Source organism: Salipiger marinus (assembly GCF_035481585.1).
In the GTDB taxonomy this organism is placed as follows: Bacteria; Pseudomonadota; Alphaproteobacteria; order Rhodobacterales; family Rhodobacteraceae; genus Salipiger; species Salipiger marinus.
The window spans coordinates 39483-54206 of record NZ_JAYKSL010000023.1; the positions used below are offsets into that span (position 1 = coordinate 39483).

15 protein-coding genes are annotated in these 14724 nt (G+C 67.1%); 7 read left to right on the forward strand and 8 right to left on the reverse strand.

All coding sequences use genetic code 11. The features are described from left to right. Positions 1 to 4: 4 nt before the first annotated feature. Positions 5 to 874: a formate dehydrogenase accessory sulfurtransferase FdhD gene (locus VK682_RS22450; protein WP_230795767.1), complete on the reverse strand. Its 870-nt coding sequence runs from the start codon at positions 872 to 874 to the stop codon at positions 5 to 7. A gap of 79 nt (positions 875 to 953) precedes the next feature. On the opposite strand from VK682_RS22450, the gene VK682_RS22455 reads away from it, so the two are divergent. Beyond that, positions 954 to 1469, forward strand: coding sequence for a DUF2478 domain-containing protein (locus VK682_RS22455; protein ID WP_230795765.1), 516 nt, complete (start codon positions 954 to 956; stop codon positions 1467 to 1469). 9 nt (positions 1470 to 1478) lie between these two features. Here VK682_RS22455 and VK682_RS22460 read toward each other — a convergent pair whose 3' ends face one another. The 6 genes from VK682_RS22460 to VK682_RS22485 all read right to left on the reverse strand — a co-directional run bounded on the left by VK682_RS22460 (position 1479) and on the right by VK682_RS22485 (position 7001). Then, positions 1479 to 2207, reverse strand: a complete 729-nt coding sequence (locus VK682_RS22460) for a FadR/GntR family transcriptional regulator (protein ID WP_230795764.1) — start codon at positions 2205 to 2207, stop codon at positions 1479 to 1481. Between the two features lie 26 nt (positions 2208 to 2233). Further along, complete coding sequence (locus VK682_RS22465; protein ID WP_230795762.1) at positions 2234 to 3094, reverse strand: amidohydrolase family protein; 861 nt, start codon at positions 3092 to 3094, stop codon at positions 2234 to 2236. Between the two features lies 1 nt (position 3095). After that, positions 3096 to 4112: an NAD(P)-dependent oxidoreductase gene (locus VK682_RS22470; protein ID WP_230795761.1), complete on the reverse strand. Its 1017-nt coding sequence runs from the start codon at positions 4110 to 4112 to the stop codon at positions 3096 to 3098. 30 nt (positions 4113 to 4142) lie between these two features. Continuing rightward, positions 4143 to 5438 (reverse strand): TRAP transporter large permease, encoded by a 1296-nt coding sequence (locus VK682_RS22475; protein ID WP_230795760.1) that lies wholly within the window; start codon positions 5436 to 5438, stop codon positions 4143 to 4145. Positions 5439 to 5459: 21 nt separating this feature from the next. Then, positions 5460 to 5933, reverse strand: coding sequence for a TRAP transporter small permease (locus VK682_RS22480; protein ID WP_324782576.1), 474 nt, complete (start codon positions 5931 to 5933; stop codon positions 5460 to 5462). Between the two features lie 66 nt (positions 5934 to 5999). Further along, a complete protein-coding gene (locus VK682_RS22485; protein WP_089845559.1) occupies positions 6000 to 7001 on the reverse strand; it encodes a TRAP transporter substrate-binding protein in 1002 nt (333 codons plus the stop codon). 267 nt (positions 7002 to 7268) lie between these two features. Between VK682_RS22485 and VK682_RS22490 the strand changes: the two genes are divergently transcribed. Genes VK682_RS22490 through VK682_RS22500 form a run of 3 tightly spaced genes read left to right on the forward strand, consistent with a single transcriptional unit; the run spans position 7269 to position 10769 of the window. Then, complete coding sequence (locus tag VK682_RS22490; RefSeq protein WP_324782577.1) at positions 7269 to 9548, forward strand: FdhF/YdeP family oxidoreductase; 2280 nt, start codon at positions 7269 to 7271, stop codon at positions 9546 to 9548. 10 nt (positions 9549 to 9558) lie between these two features. Further along, a complete protein-coding gene (locus VK682_RS22495) occupies positions 9559 to 10266 on the forward strand; it encodes a cytochrome c oxidase assembly protein (protein ID WP_089845554.1) in 708 nt (235 codons plus the stop codon). Beyond that, positions 10263 to 10769 (forward strand): CopD family protein, encoded by a 507-nt coding sequence (locus VK682_RS22500; protein ID WP_324782578.1) that lies wholly within the window; start codon positions 10263 to 10265, stop codon positions 10767 to 10769. The genes VK682_RS22495 and VK682_RS22500 overlap by 4 nt, the downstream gene beginning before the upstream one ends. Here the strand turns inward: VK682_RS22500 and VK682_RS22505 are convergent. Next, a complete protein-coding gene (locus tag VK682_RS22505; RefSeq protein ID WP_089845687.1) occupies positions 10739 to 11254 on the reverse strand; it encodes a DUF2231 domain-containing protein in 516 nt (171 codons plus the stop codon). The genes VK682_RS22500 and VK682_RS22505 overlap by 31 nt on opposite strands. A gap of 42 nt (positions 11255 to 11296) precedes the next feature. Between VK682_RS22505 and VK682_RS22510 the strand changes: the two genes are divergently transcribed. Genes VK682_RS22510 through VK682_RS22520 form a run of 3 tightly spaced genes read left to right on the forward strand, consistent with a single transcriptional unit; the run spans position 11297 to position 14717 of the window. After that, positions 11297 to 11932 carry a cytochrome c oxidase subunit II gene (locus tag VK682_RS22510; RefSeq protein ID WP_230795757.1) on the forward strand — a complete coding sequence of 212 codons (636 nt, stop codon included), beginning with the start codon at positions 11297 to 11299 and terminating at the stop codon, positions 11930 to 11932. Then, positions 11929 to 14400 carry a cytochrome c oxidase subunit I gene (gene ctaD / locus VK682_RS22515; protein WP_230795756.1) on the forward strand — a complete coding sequence of 824 codons (2472 nt, stop codon included), beginning with the start codon at positions 11929 to 11931 and terminating at the stop codon, positions 14398 to 14400. The genes VK682_RS22510 and ctaD overlap by 4 nt, the downstream gene beginning before the upstream one ends. Further along, positions 14397 to 14717 (forward strand): hypothetical protein, encoded by a 321-nt coding sequence (locus VK682_RS22520; protein ID WP_230795755.1) that lies wholly within the window; start codon positions 14397 to 14399, stop codon positions 14715 to 14717. Before ctaD ends, VK682_RS22520 begins: the two co-directional genes overlap by 4 nt. Positions 14718 to 14724: the final 7 nt, after the last annotated feature.

Sequence of the window (14724 nt, forward strand, 5' to 3'; positions counted from 1 at the left end):
CGGATCAGTCCGCATCGGATCCCTTTCGCCGCTGCGCGCGGTCCTCGTCCGGCACCAGGGCCGGGTCCACGTCGCGGATCAGCCGCGCCTCACCGGACAGGCAGACAAAGCGCTGCCCGCGCATCCGCCCGATCAGCGTGAGGCCCACCTGCCGCGCGATTTCCACCCCCCACGCGGTGAAGCCGGAGCGCGAGGCAAGCACCGGAATGCCCATCAGCGCCGTCTTGATGACCATCTCGGAGGTCAGCCGCCCGGTGGTATACAGGATCTTGTCACCAGCGGGCAGGCCGTGGCGGAACATGAAGCCCGCGATCTTGTCCACCGCGTTGTGACGGCCCACATCCTCCATATAGACCAGCGGGCGGTCCTGCTGGCAGAGCACGGTGCCATGGATCGCCCCCGCCTCCAGATAGAGCGAGGGCGTGGTGTTGATCTGCCGCGCCAGCGCGTAAAGCCACGAGGCGCGCAGCTCTGCCTGCGGCAGCACCAGCCCGTCGAGCCCCTCCATCATGTCGCCAAAGACGGTGCCGACAGCGCAGCCCGAGGTGCGGGTCTTTTTCTGCACCTTCGCCTCATACGAGGTCTCGCGCGCGGTGCGCACCACCACCGTGTCGATCTCTTCGTCGTAATCGAGGCCGGTCACCACGTCATTGTCGCGCAGCATGCCCTGATTGCGCAGGAATCCCAACGCAAGGTAATCGGGATGGTCCCCGATGGTCATGGCGGTGACGATTTCCTGCCGGTTGAGGTAGATGGTCAGCGGACGTTCCTCGACCACGGCGATCTCGGTGGGCTGGCCGGTCTGGTCGGTGCCGGTGACACGGCGCGTCAGACGCGGGTCACGGGGATCCGGCAGCAGCGGCAAATCGGGCATGGATGGGATGATCTTGCCTCCTCTGGCCTCGGCCCGGCGCATCTTGTAGCCTGCGCGCCAGAGTTTCAAGGGGGTGGGCATGCTGGGCTATGTGACTGGACAGGCAAGCGGATCGCTGGACCGGCTGATCCGCGAGGTGGCGCAGCAGCTGCGCACGCAGGGCATTCCGCTGGCAGGCGCGGTGCAGATCAACGTCGAGAGGGGCGAAGGCGCCAAATGCCACATGGATCTGCATGTGCTGACCGGCACCGAGGTGGTGCGCATCAGCCAGAACCTTGGCCCGCTCTCCAGCGGCTGCAGGCTGGATCCCGCCGGGCTGGAGCGAGCGGTGGGGCTGGCGGGCGCGGGGCTGGGACAGGGCGCGCGGCTGCTGGTCGTCAACAAGTTCGGCAAGCAGGAAGCCGAGGGCCGCGGCTTCCGCCCGCTGATCGCCGAGGCGCTGGCCCGCGGCATCCCGGTGCTGACCGGGGTCAATGCGGGCAATCTTGCCGCCTTCCTGTACTGGGCCGAGGATCTGGCGCAGCCCCTGCCCTGCGACGCGGCGGGGGTGCTGGGCTGGTGTCAGGCGCAGATCGCCGAGGCGAGCGCCGCCTGACCGCTCGCGCTAGGGTTCGCTGGTCTCGATACGGCTCAGGATGTCCTCGCGGCCCTTGTGGACCAGCTGCAGCATCTCGTGGCGGCTGCGCACCGGATCCCCCGCCGCGATGGCATCGGCGATGGCGCGGTGATAGGGCAGCGTGATCCGCATGTTTTCCGGCCGCAGCACCTCGGGCGACAGCATCGCGTCGAAGAAATTGTCCAGCATCGGCTGCATGTGCAGGATGAACTGGTTGTCGGTGCCGCGCAGGATATGGCGGTGAAAGGCCAGATCTGCCGCGAACCAGTCGCCCCGGCCTTCCAGCGCCGCCGCCATCTCGTCGCAGCAGGCATGCAGCACCGAGGCGTCGAATTCGGGCCGCGCCGCGCAGATTTCCACCGCGATGGTCTCGATGGCGGCGCGAAACCGGGTCATGTCGTCGACAAAGGTGGCGTCGCGGCTGTAGCGGAACCGCCATGCCAGCACTTCGGGGTCAAACAGGCTCCAGTCCGACACCGGCAGCACGATGGTGCCGGTCTTGCGCCGCACCTGCAGCATTCCCTTGGCGACCAGCGTGCGCACCGCCTCGCGCACCACGGTGCGCGAGATTTCCAGCTCTTCGCCGATCTCGGTCTCGGTGGGCAGCACCGCGCCCACCGGATACCGTCCGATCATCAGCCATTTGGCAATGGCCTCGACCGCGTCGCGGTGCAGCGACTTCACGGGCGCCCGGGTCTGCTGGTCTGTGGCGTGCATGCGGGTCTTTCTGCTGGAAGCCGCCGTCACCCGGCGGGTTTGGAGGTGTCGGGCTCCATTATCGCGGAGTCGAAGCCATAGACAACGCCCGGGTTCTCGCAAAGGATGCGGTGGCGGGTCGCGGCGTCCGGCGCCCAGTCCTGCAGCAGATCCAGCATCCGGCGGTCATCGGGGCGCGGCGTGGTCAGGATATGCGGCCAGTTGGAGGCCCAGAGCATACGTTCCGGCGCGTGAGCGACCAGCGCCCGCGCCAGAACCGACACATCCTCGTAATCCGGCGCGCCGTCGCGCGACACCTCGTAGGGGGCGGACAGCTTGACCCAGACGCGCCCGCTGTCGATCAGCCGCAGCAGGCAGCGAAAGGAGGGATGGTCGGGGCGGACCGGATCAAGGAACTTGCCGATATGGTCGATCACCACCTGCCCGGGCCATGACAGGATCTGCGCCTCGCGCTCGGGCAGCAGGCGGCCATCCATCTGCAGCTGCACATGCCAGTCCCAGCCCCCCACCCGGTCGGCGATGCGGTCGACCTGATCCCACGGGATGATGCCCCCCGGCAGCATCTGCATGCGCGCACCGCAGAACCCCGCCTCGGTCAGCGCGCGCAGACCGGCCTCTGACACCATCTCGTCCACCACGGCCACGCCGCGCGTCTCGGCGCGGCCCAGTTCCGCGATCCCTTCGGCGGTGACGCGGTTGTCGGTGCCATAGGCCGTGGGCTGCACGATGACCGCCCGGGAAAGCCCGAGCCCGTCGCGCATCGCGCGGTAGCGGCCCACCTCTTCGGTCTCGGGCGCGGCAAGGGCGCCGGGCACGGTGGGCGTGCCGGGGCGGTAGACATGCAGATGGGTGTCACAGGCGCCCGGCGGCGGCAGAAGATGGGTCATGTCAGGCTCCTGTCGGGGAAATAAAAGCGGCGCCGCGCGCCCTGAGCCGGGTCGCGGCCCCGGCATTCACCGCCTCGGACGGCAGCAGCCCCTGCGCCAGCAGCGCCACCTGAGAGGCGACGTGCAGCGCCTGCCCCTCGCTGGCCTGCGGGGTCTGGCCGCCGATATGGGGCGTCGCGATCACATCGGGGCGGCCCGCCAGACGCGAGGGCGGGCGCTGGTCGGGCCCGCTGCCCACATCCAGCGCGGCGCAGGCGATCTGCCCGGAGTCGAGCGCCGCCTCCAGCGCGGGTTCGTCGACCAGCGCCGCGCGGGCAAGGTTCAGGAACAGCGCGCCGGGTTTCATGCGGGCAAAGGCGCTGGCGCCGAACAGCCCCACGGTCTGCGGCGTGGCGGGGGCAAGGCAGACCACCACATCGGCCCGGGCCAGCATCTGATCGAAGGGCAGAGCCTCGATCCCCGGTGGCAGCGCGCCCGGGGCGGGATCGGTGATCAGCACCCGCATCCCCAGCGCCTGCGCCAGCCCCGCCAGATGCCGCCCGATCACGCCATAGCCGCAGAGGCCCAGCGTGCTGCCCTGCAGCTGCAGGCCCATGGCCACGCCCGGCTCCTGCCCGGCGCGATAGGCGGTGACCGCCCGGCTGATGCCGCGCGCGGCGTCGATCATCAGCCCCAGCGCCAGTTCCGACACCGAAGCCGCGAAAGTGGGGATGGAGCGGGTGACCAGCACCCCCTGCGCCGAGGCCGCCGCCACGTCGATGGTGCTGATGTCCACCGCGCAGCGCATCACCGCCAGCACATCCTCTGCCGCGTCGAAAAACGCCGCATCAAGGCCGGTCTGCCGGTCGGCGATGACCAGATCGCAGCCCGCCGCCGCCCGGGCGAGTGCCGCCCCGCCCAGCACATCCGGTCCGGGGTTCAGCACCAGCGTGCCATGACGCGCGAGGTCCGCGCGGGCCGAGGGCGGGAAAAGCAGCTCCAGCGCCTCGGGCGTGTGGGTGAGAAACATGCGAAACATCAGGGTCTTTCCGGGGTCGAAACGTGGCGCTTAGTTGCCGAAGACATAGGAGGGGATGGCCACGGTCAGCGGCTCGAAGAAGATGACCAGCAGCAGGGCCGCGATTTCCGCCGCGATGAAGCTCCACGAATAGCGCACCGTCTCGCTATAGGGGCATTTGGCGATGCTGGAGGCGACGAACAGCAGCACGGCCACCGGCGGCGTGGTCGATCCGATCTGCGTGGCCATGACCAGCGCCAGACCCAGCTGCAGGTCGTTGATGCCCACGGCATTGCCGATATGCACCGCGATCGGCACGGTGATGATCAGCACCGCCATGCTGTCGACGAACATGGTCAGCACCAGCATGACCGCCACCAGCAGCAGGAAGACGGCGGTGGGATCCTGCGTCGTCGCCATGATCAGCGACAGGATCATCTGGTTGAAGTTGAGATAGGACAGCAGCCAGCCGAAGCCGCTGGCGATGCCGACGATGCCCAGCACCATGGCCGTGGTGATCGCCGCCTGCACGAAGATCTGCGGCAGGTCGCGCAGCGTGATGGTGCGATACAGGAAAAAGCTCACCAGAAAGGCGAAGACGCAGGCGACCACGCCGGATTCCGTTGCGGTGAACACGCCGCCAAGGATGCCCGCCACGATGATGACCGGGGCCACCAGCGCCGCCCAGACATCGACCAGCGAGCGCAGGCAGCGCCCCAGCGAAAACCTCTGGCCGGATTTCTGCAGTTCGGGGTGGCGCGAGACCGACAGCGACTGCAGATAGACCACCGACATCAGCGCAAGCCCGACAAGGATGCCGGGGATGATCCCGGCCAGAAACAGCCCGCCCACCGACACGCTGGCCAGCGCGCCATAGACGATCATCGTCATGCTGGGCGGGATAATCGCGCCGATGGTGCTGCTGGTGGCGGTGATCGCCGCCGCATAGCCTGCGGGATAGCCCTTTTCCTTCATGGCGGGGATCAGCACCGACCCCACCGCCGAGGTGTCCGCCGTGGAGGATCCCGACACGCCCGCAAAGATCATCGACGAGACGATATTGGCCTGCGCCAGCCCGCCGCGCATGTGCCCGACGATGGTTTCGGCAAAATCCACCAGCTTGCGGCTGATCCCGCCGCGCGACATCAGCTCGCCCGCAAGGATGAAATAGGGCATCGCCAGCAGGCTGAAACTGTCAAGGCTGGAGAACATCTTCTGCGGGTAAAGCGGCAGCGCCAGATCGGGCACGATCAAGATCCCCGCCAGCCCGACAAGGCCCAGCGACAGGATCACCGGGACCCCGAGGAAGATCATCACAAGCAGCGCTGCAAAAAGTCCGACAAGCATGGGGGGTCTGCCTCTTTGGGGTCACAGGGTCGGGGCGGGGCGCCAGAAGGCGACGAGACGGCGCAGCGCGATGATGATCATGTAGGCGGAGCCCAGCGGAATGGCGCCATAGACCAGATGCATCGGCAGGCCGAGCCCGGGGCTTTTCTGGAACTGCAGGAACTGCGCCAGCCGCGCGGTGCCAAGGATCAGCGCCACGGCCAGCACGATCCACAGCAGATCGACAAGGGCGAAAAAGATGGCGCGGCCACGGTCGACCAGCCGGTCGGTCAGCATCTCCATGCCGATATGCACGCTGTGGCGATAGGCGACGGGGATGCCCAGAAAGACGATCCAGATCTGCCCGTAACGCTGCAGCTCCTCGCTCCAGCTCAGCGACAGGTTCAGGAAGAAACGGTTGCACACCTGCATCGTGCCGACGATCACGATGCCAAGGAAGATGACGAAGATCAGCATTTCGATCGCTCGGTCGAAGACCGCCCAAAACCGTGTCATGTGGCTGGACCCTTTTGAGATGAAGATGCGCTCCGGCCCGCGCGCGGGGGGCCGGAGCGCGCGGGGTTACTGGGCGTCGCGGATCAGCTGCAGCAGGGCTGTCGCGTCCAGATCGGCGGCCAGTTCGTCCTGCAGCGGTGCTGCGCCTTCGCGGAAGGCGGAGGTGTCGATCTCGGTGATCGTCATGCCCACCTCTTCAAGCTGCGCCAGCGCCTTCTGCTCGCGCAGGGGGGCAAGGGCGCGGTTGATCTCGATGGCCAGATCCGCAGCTTCGGTCAGAACCTGCTGTTCCGCCTCGGACAGCTGGTTCCAGAGCGGCAGCGAATAGGTGATGACGGTCGGCCCGAACAGGTGCCGGGTCAGGGCCACATGGTCGCTGACTTCGTAAAGCTTGCTGGAATAGACCATGGAGGCGGCGTGTTCGAAGCCGTCAAGCACCCCGGTCTGCAGCGCGGTATAGACCTCGCCAAAGGCCATCGGCGTGGCATTCGCCCCCATCGCGTTCAGCGCCGCCACATAGACCGGCGACTGGATCGTGCGGATCTTCAGCCCCTGCAGATCGTCGGGCGTGGTCAGCGCGGCACCATTGGTGACCACGTTGCGGTAGCCCCAGCTGTAGCCCCAGCCCAGCACCTTGAAGCCGGACTGTTCGAATTTCGTCTCCAGCTCGGTGCCCAGATCGCCATCAAGCGCGCGGCCCACATGGTCGAAATCCTGCCAGAGGAAGGGCAGATCCAGCACCCCGCCCGCAGGCACGAAGCTGTTATAGACCGCCGTGCCGCCCACATGCATGGTGGCACCCGATCCAAGCTGCATCGCCTGCAGCACGTCCTGATCGCCGCCAAGCGCGCTGGAGCCGTAGACCTCGAAGGTCAGGCTGTCGGAATGGCTGTTGACGTAATTCTGCATGACCCATGCGGTCATGCCGTTGTCGTTCTGCTGATCGGCCACCGAAGACATCGCCATCTTGATGGTGGTCTGGGCGGTGGCGGTTCCGGCAAGCGCAAGGCTTGCGCAGCCGATCAGGCATGCTCCGGCAAAATGCCGGGCAGGTGTAAGACGTGTCATGGTAAATCCTCCCCTTCCCCGATCCCGTCGGGGGTAGCCTCGTTGAATGTGCCGCAGCTGCGGACGCGAAGGTGTGTCGGCGCGTCGGGCTCTCCTACCCGGCTTCGGCGACTCTTCTTCATCCGCGACATTATTAGGTAATATGTATGATGTAAATAGAGGTGCAGGATCCGCGTCAGTTTGGCAATGAACCCGCAGCCAGATCCTCTGGAACCCCTGCGCGTCCCGACAGTTATAGGCCAAGGGCCAGCAACAGGGGGACGCGTCTTGGACGAGCCAAAAGAGCTTCGGCAGCGGGACGATACCGTCCGCTACGACCACCCCGCAGGTGGCTGGGGGTCGCTTCGCGGCATCGCCCAGGTCATCGGCGAGGCCCGCCCAAGCCCCGGCGCGCTGGACACCCTGATGCGGCAGAACAAGCCGGGCGGGCATATGTGCACCTCCTGCGCATGGACCAAACCCGCCAAGCCCCATGCCTTTGAGTTCTGCGAAAACGGGGCCAAGGCCACCCTCTGGGATCTGACCCGCGACCGCTGCGACCCCGAGTTTTTCGAACGGCACACGCTGACCGAACTGCGCGGCTGGACCGACCACGCGCTGGAAATGGCCGGGCGGCTGACCCATCCGCTGCGTTACGATGCGGCCCGCGACCGCTATCTGCCCTGCAGCTGGGACGAGGCGTTCGAGGGCATCGCCGCCGAACTGCACCGCCTGCCCCCCGAGCAGACGGTGTTTTATACCTCGGGCCGCGCCAGTCTGGAGGCGGCGTTCCTGTTCCAGCTTTACGCGCGGCTTTACGGGCATAACAACCTGCCCGACAGTTCCAACATGTGCCACGAAACCACCAGCGTCGGGCTGAAAAAGGTCATCGGATCGTCGGTCGGCACCTGCGTGCTGTCGGATTTCGACCATTGCGACCTGATCCTGTTCTTCGGCCAGAACACCGGCAGCAACAGCCCGCGCTTCCTGCATCCGCTGAAATCCGCCGTGGATCGCGGCTGCCGGATCATCACCTTCAACCCGCTGCGCGAAAAGGGGCTGGTGGATTTTGCCGATCCACAGAACCCTGCGCAGATGACCGTAGCCGATCCGACCCGCATTTCGCAGAAATACCTGCAGGTGCGCCCCGGTGGCGACATCGCCGCGATGGCTGGCCTGTGCAAACGACTGTTCGAGCTTGAAGACACGCGCGGCGGCGTGCTGGATCACGAGTTTCTGCAGCAGCACTGCACCGGGATGGATGCGTTCGCCACCGCCATGCGCGAAGCGTCATGGGACGAGATCGAAAAGGTCTCCGGCCTGCGCCGCGTGGATCTGGAGGAGGTGGCGGAGATCTATGCCACCTCCGAACGGGTGGTCGGCATTTATGGCATGGGCCTGACCCAGCATGTGCATGGCTGGCTGAATGTCGCGATGCTGGTGAACCTGCTGCTGCTGCGCGGCAATATCGGGCGCGAGGGTGCGGGTGTGTCGCCGGTGCGGGGCCATTCCAACGTGCAGGGCCAGCGCACCGTCGGGATCAGCGAAAAGCCGGAACTTGTGCCGCTCGACAAGCTGGCGGAGATGTTCGATTTCACCCCCCCGCGCGAAACCGGGCGCACCACGGTCGAGGCGGTGGAAGGGCTGCTTGACAGGTCGGTGAAGGGATTTGTCAGCCTTGGCGGCAATTTCGCCCGCGCCATCCCCGATCAGGGCCGCAGCGACAGCGCATGGTCGGGGCTCGATCTAAGCGTGAACGTGGCGACAAAGCTGAACCGCTCGCATGTGCTGGTGGGCAGATCGGCATGGCTGCTGCCCTGCCTGGTCCGGTCGGAACTTGATGGCGACACCTCGCCGCGCCGCGCGGTGTCGATGGAGGACAGTCTGAGCCATGTGCATGGCTCGGTCGGGCGCCGGGCGCCCGCAGCACCCGACCTGCGGTCGGAAATCGCCATCATCGGCGGGCTTGCCAAGGCGACGCTGGCGGCCAATCCCAAACTCCGCTGGGACGACTGGACCGACGATCATCGCCTGATCCGCGACCTGATCGCCGAGGCCTTCCCCGACATGTTCCACGATTTCAACGCCCGGCTGTTCACCCCCGGCGGGTTTTACCGGGGCAATCCCGCGCGCGACCGTGAGTGGAAAACCGAAAGCGGCCGCGCCGAGCTGACCACGCCCGAGTTCCTGTGTGCCTTGGGCGAGACGCCGGAGCCGGGCGGGCTGACGCTGGTCACGCTGCGGTCCAACGACCAGTTCAACACCACGATCTACGGCTTCAGCGACCGTCTGCGCGGCATCGAAGGCGGGCGCGACGTGGTGCTGATCAACCCCGAGGACATGCAGCGTCTGGGGCTTGCCGCCGACCAGCGCGTGACGCTGGAAAGCACGGTAGAGGATGGCACCGCCCGCCGCATCGGCGGCCTGCGCGTGGTGCCCTATGATCTGCCCGATGGCTGCGTTGCCGCCTATTACCCGGAGGTCAATCCGCTTGTCCCGCTGAGTTATCATGACAAACTGTCCAAGACGCCCGCCTACAAGGGCGTGCCCGTGCGGATCGTGACCTGACGGAGATGGCATGTTCGAAGCGCTGAACGACATTTACTGCGGCCCCGCCCCGGCCCCCGGCGCGCTCTGGACGCGGTGGAACCTTGACCCGGTGGTGCTGTGCGGGCTTGCGGTGCTGGCCTTCGTGATCGGTCGCAGCCGCCCCGGTGCGGCGGCGGTGGTGACGCTGGCCATCGTCTTTGTCTCGCCGCTCTGCGCGCTGTCCTCGGCGCTGTTTTCCGCCCGCACCGTGCATCACGTGCTGCTGGTCGCCGTGGCGGCGCCGCTTCTGGCGCAGGCGCTGCCGCAATGGCGGCGCGGCGGCGGGACGGCGTTTTTTGCGCTGTCGACGGTGGCGCTCTGGGGCTGGCACGCGCCTGCCGCCTATGATCTCGCGCTGTCCAATGTGGCGGCCTACTGGCTGATGCAGGCGACGCTGTTCCTTCCGGCGCTGTTTTTCTGGCGCGCCGTGCTGTCCGAGGACGCGCCCACCCCCGGCGCGCTGCTGCTGGTCACGGCGGCCTATATCCAGATGGCCCTGCTGGGCGCGGTGCTGACCTTTGCCCCCGCGCCGCTTTACGAGATCCACCAGACCGCCCCCATGGCTTGGGGCCTGCTGCCGCTGGCCGACCAGCAGCTTGCCGGGCTGCTGATGTGGGTTCCGGCGGGGCTGCCCTATGCGATCTTCGCCGCCCTTGTCGCGCGCCGCGGCTGGGTTCAACTCAGGGCACCCGCATGACCATTGCGGACATCGTGCCCCATCTCAAGGCGCTGCACATCACCGGGCTGCTGATTTGGTGCGGCGCGCTGTTTGCGCTGCCCAACATGATGGCGCGGCACGACCCGGCCATCGGCATTGCCGATTACCAGCGCATCCGCCGCGTCAGCCATTACACTTACACCTTTGTCGCGACCCCTGCGGCGGTGATTGCGGTGATCGCGGGCACATGGCTGATCCTGATCCGCGAGGTCTATGAGCCGTGGCTGTATCTCAAGCTGCTGTTCGTGGCGGTGCTGGTCGCGTTTCACGCATGGGTCGGGCGCACCATCGTGGCCGTGGCGGAATCCTCCGGCATGCACCGCCCGCCTGCGCCGGGCCTGCCGACAGGGGTGCTTTGCGGCACCATCCTCGTGATCCTGACGCTGGTGCTGGCCAAGCCCGAACTGCGCGGGCTTGGCATTCCTGACTGGCTGGCCGAACCGCAGGGGCGTCAGCTGCCCTTCGACGTGCCCAGCCGATAATCGAAAACGAGCTTGCCCCCATGCCAACCCGTTGCCGCCACCACGACCGCCGACAGCCCCGACAGGAGCAGCCCGTAAGGCAGCACCGCCGCCTCGTAGCCGTCAAGCCGGTGCCCCCAGTTGGCGCCAAGCAGCGACAGCAGGGTGACGGCGATGATGAAATGCGTCCAGGCCGAGGCGCGGCTGCGGATGCCCGGCACCAGCAGCAGTTCCGCCGTGCCGGAGATGCCCGCCAGCATGCCGAACAGAAAGCTGGTCCCCGCCGCCCAGAGGGCCGCGCGTGCCCAGAAGGCGTCGCCCGTCCACCAGTAAAGCAGATCGCCGCCAAGCGTGCAGAAGGTCAGCGCCACCGGAAAGGCGACGGCCATGGCGTGGATGGGATGGCCGAGGATCGCGATGCGCGATTCCGTCTCGTCAAACCCCACGCGCTGCGCGATCGGATCGATCAGTTCCTCCGCGCCTTCGATTTTCTCCCGTTCCGCCATTCTGGGCTCCTCTTTCGCCGCTGTGTCGCAGGCTCAACGCCTGTGCTGCTTGTCGGTTGCGCAGAGGATCTGTCAACGCTGCATCCGGCGGGTCCGGTGGCCGCGGCGGTGGCGGATCTGTGGTGGGGGATGCTGGTCGGCGGCACCGTGATCTTTGTCTTCGTGATGGCGCTGCTGGCCGCCGCCTTTCGCCGGGGCGGCCATGGCCGCGACGGACAGCGGGTCTGGCTGGCGGGGCTTGGGCTGGCCTTTCCGCTGACGGTGCTGGCCGCGCTGCTGGTCTGGGGCCTGATGCTGGGCGAGCGGTTCCTTGTGGCAGGCAAGCCCGAGGCCACGCGGGTGCAGGCCGAGGCGCGTCAATGGGCATGGACCTTCCGCTATCCCGGCACCGACCGGGCGCCGACGGAGGATGTGCTGTTCATCCCCGCAGGCCAGCCGGTGGAGATCGAGATCACCTCCATCGACGTGATCCACAGCTTCTGGGTGCCGCGCCTTGCCGGAAAGCTGGACGCGATCCCGGGGCGCACCAACATTCTGGGCCTGCAGGCGGACAGCGCCGGGGAGTATCGCGGCCTTGGCGCGGAATTCAGCGGCATCGGCTATCTGGGCCACCGCTTCACCCTGCGCGCGCTTGACCCGGCCGACTGGACCACATTCCTTGCGGGAGACACCCCATGAACGCCCTACGCCGACACCGCGAGCTGAGCCGGATCTGGGCCTCGGACCGGGGCTGGCGCCGTCCGTTCACGACGGTGAACCATTCCGATCTGGGCCGCATGTTCATGCTGGCGGCGTTCTTCTTTTTCGGCGTCGGCGGCATCCTTGCCATGATGATCCGCGCGCAGCTGGCCACGCCGCATTCCGCCTTCATGGAGGCCGAGGTCTACAACCAGATCTTCACGATGCATGGCACCGTGATGATGTTCCTCTTCGCCATCCCGCTGTTCGAGGGGCTGGCGGTCTATCTGCTGCCAAAACTTCTGGGCACGCGCGATCTCGCCTTTCCCCGGCTGACCGCCTACGGCTTCTGGTGCTACGTCTTTGGCGGCACCATGCTGCTGCTGTCGCTGCTGGCGGGGGTGGCGCCCGATGGCGGCTGGTTCATGTATCCGCCGCTCTCCTCCACGCTGGGCTCGCCGGGCATCAACCCGGATTTCTGGCTGCTTGGCATTACCTTTGTCGAGATCTCGGCCATGGCCGCCGCGGTGGAGCTGACGGTCAGCATCCTGAAGATCCGCGCGCCCGGCATGAGCCTTGACCGCATGCCGATCTTTGCGTGGTATGCGCTGGTCACCTCGCTGATGATCCTGACCGGCTTTCCGCCGCTGATCCTCGGCTCCATCCTGCTGGAACTGGAACGCGCCTTCGGCCTGCCGTTCTTTCAGGCCGATCTGGGCGGGGACAGCCTGCTCTGGCAGCATCTGTTCTGGCTCTTCGGCCATCCGGAGGTCTATATCATCTTCCTGCCCGCCGCCGGGGTGATCTCCACCATCCTGCCGGTGATGGCCCGCACGCCGCTTCTGGGCTATGGCTGGGTGGTCGCGGGCGCGGTGGCGCTTGGCTTTCTCAGCTTCGGGCTCTGGGTGCATCACATGTTCACCACGGGGATCCCGCATCTGGGCCTTGCGCTGTTTTCCGCAGCCTCCACGCTGGTGGCGGTGCCGACCGCCATTCAGGTCTTTGCGTGGATCGGCACGCTCTGGAAAGGGCGGCCAGAGATGCACATGCCCATGCTCTGGATCGTCGCCTTTTTCGCCACGTTCGTGATCGGCGGGCTGACCGGGGTCATGGTGGCCATCGTGCCCTTCAACTGGCAGGCGCATGACACCACCTTCATCGTGGCACACCTGCATTACGTGCTGGTCGGGGGCTTCGTCTTTCCGATGCTGGCGGCGCTTTATTACTGGCTGCCGCAGGTCGGCGGGCGCAAGCGGTTCTTCAAGCTGGGCAAGACGGCGTTCTGGCTGATCTTTCTGGGCTTCCACGGCACCTTCCTGCTGCTGCACTGGTCGGGCCTGATGGGGCAGCGGCGGCGCATCCCCACCTATGATGCGGGCAGCGGCTGGGAGCTGATCAACCTCGCCTCCTCGATCAGCGCCTTTGTCATGGCGATCGGCTTTGCGCTGGTGGTGATCGACATCGCGACCAACCTGCTGGTGTCGGTGCGCGGATCGCGCAACCCGTGGGGCGCCGCCAGCCTTGAATGGGCGATGCCGACCCCGCCGCCCTCCTACAACTTCGCCAGCCTGCCGCTGATCCACGGGCGCGATCCGCTCTGGAGCGATCCCAAGATCGGCGTGGCCATCGCCAAGGGCGAGGGATTTCTGGGCGCCCCCCGCGGCAACCAGCGCGAGATCCTGACGGTCAGCACCGCCCGCGGCACGCCCGAGGCCATGGTGATCCTGCCCGGCAATACCGCGCTGCCGGTGGTGATGTCCGCCGTCACCGGGCTTTTCTTCGCGGGTTTCCTGTTCAAGCTTTACTGGCTGCCGCCCATCGCCGTGGTGCTGGTGGCGTCCCTTGCGCTGAAATGGGCATGGAGCCTTGGCCACCGCGCCGATCAGGGACCGCAGCCGGTGGGGCGCGACACCATGCTGCCGCTTGCCGCCGAACGTCCGGGCGCCCCGGCATGGTGGGGATCGGTGTTCCTGCTGCTGGCCAATGCGACGCTCTTTGGCTCGCTGCTGTTCGGCTACGCCTTTCTGTGGACCATCGCGCCGGGATGGCCACCGCCGCGCTATCTGGACTGGATGCCGCTGCTGCCGCTGCTGGTGCTGGCCGGGGCCGGGCTTGCCTCCCCCGCCATCCGGCTGGCGGAACGCCGCGCCGCACCCCATGTCGGGCTTGGCGTGGCGGCGGTGGGGCAGATGCTGCTGCTTGCCTCGGCGCTGTGGCTGCTGGCCGCCGCCCCCGATCCGACCGGCCATGCCTATGGCGCCACCGTCGCCGTCATCGCGGGCTATGCGGCGCTGCATGCGGCGCTGGCGCTGCTGCTGACCGGCTACTGCCTTGCGCGGCTGCGGTCCGGCTTCGTGTCGCAGGCGCGCTGCACCGAGATCCGCATCGCGCGGCTCTGGATCGACTACGCGGGCTTTGTCGGCATCGTCGCCATGGCGGCCTGTCTGGCGCCGGGGCTGCTGCAATGACCGAGGTAGCCCGCATCTTTGCGCCGATCCTGATCTGGCTGGGGCTGTTCACCGGGGTCTATGCCCTGCACGGGCTGGGCTGCGGCCTTGGCTGGCCGCAGCAGGATTTTGGCCCGGCCTCGCTACACCGGGTGGCGCTGATCGCGGCTTGGGGGGTGGCGATCCTGCTGCAGGCGGCGGTGCTGTATCTGGTCGCCCGCCCATGGGCGAGCCGCAGCCCGCTTATCCAGCAGGTCACCGTGACGCTGGCCATCTCCGCCGTCGTGGCGATGGTCTGGACGCTGTTCCCCGTGGCCTTCGCCTCTTCCTGCGGCTAAGCCGGGC

Bases quoted from the DNA above. Each gene is read 5' to 3' on its own strand.
- VK682_RS22455 (WP_230795765.1), top strand. From the start codon at position 954: ATGCTGGGCTATGTGACTGGACAGGCAAGCGGATCGCTGGACCGGCTG.
- VK682_RS22500 (WP_324782578.1), top strand. From the start codon at position 10,263: ATGACCATTGCGGACATCGTGCCCCATCTCAAGGCGCTGCACATCACC.
- ctaD (WP_230795756.1), top strand. From the start codon at position 11,929: ATGAACGCCCTACGCCGACACCGCGAGCTGAGCCGGATCTGGGCCTCG.
- VK682_RS22450 (WP_230795767.1), bottom strand. From the start codon at position 874: ATGCCCGATTTGCCGCTGCTGCCGGATCCCCGTGACCCGCGTCTGACG.
- VK682_RS22475 (WP_230795760.1), bottom strand. From the start codon at position 5,438: ATGCTTGTCGGACTTTTTGCAGCGCTGCTTGTGATGATCTTCCTCGGG.
- VK682_RS22465 (WP_230795762.1), bottom strand. From the start codon at position 3,094: ATGACCCATCTTCTGCCGCCGCCGGGCGCCTGTGACACCCATCTGCAT.
- VK682_RS22470 (WP_230795761.1), bottom strand. From the start codon at position 4,112: ATGTTTCGCATGTTTCTCACCCACACGCCCGAGGCGCTGGAGCTGCTT.
- VK682_RS22480 (WP_324782576.1), bottom strand. From the start codon at position 5,933: ATGACACGGTTTTGGGCGGTCTTCGACCGAGCGATCGAAATGCTGATC.
- VK682_RS22485 (WP_089845559.1), bottom strand. From the start codon at position 7,001: ATGACACGTCTTACACCTGCCCGGCATTTTGCCGGAGCATGCCTGATC.
- VK682_RS22495 (WP_089845554.1), top strand. From the start codon at position 9,559: ATGTTCGAAGCGCTGAACGACATTTACTGCGGCCCCGCCCCGGCCCCC.
- VK682_RS22505 (WP_089845687.1), bottom strand. From the start codon at position 11,254: ATGGCGGAACGGGAGAAAATCGAAGGCGCGGAGGAACTGATCGATCCG.
- VK682_RS22520 (WP_230795755.1), top strand. From the start codon at position 14,397: ATGACCGAGGTAGCCCGCATCTTTGCGCCGATCCTGATCTGGCTGGGG.
- VK682_RS22460 (WP_230795764.1), bottom strand. From the start codon at position 2,207: ATGCACGCCACAGACCAGCAGACCCGGGCGCCCGTGAAGTCGCTGCAC.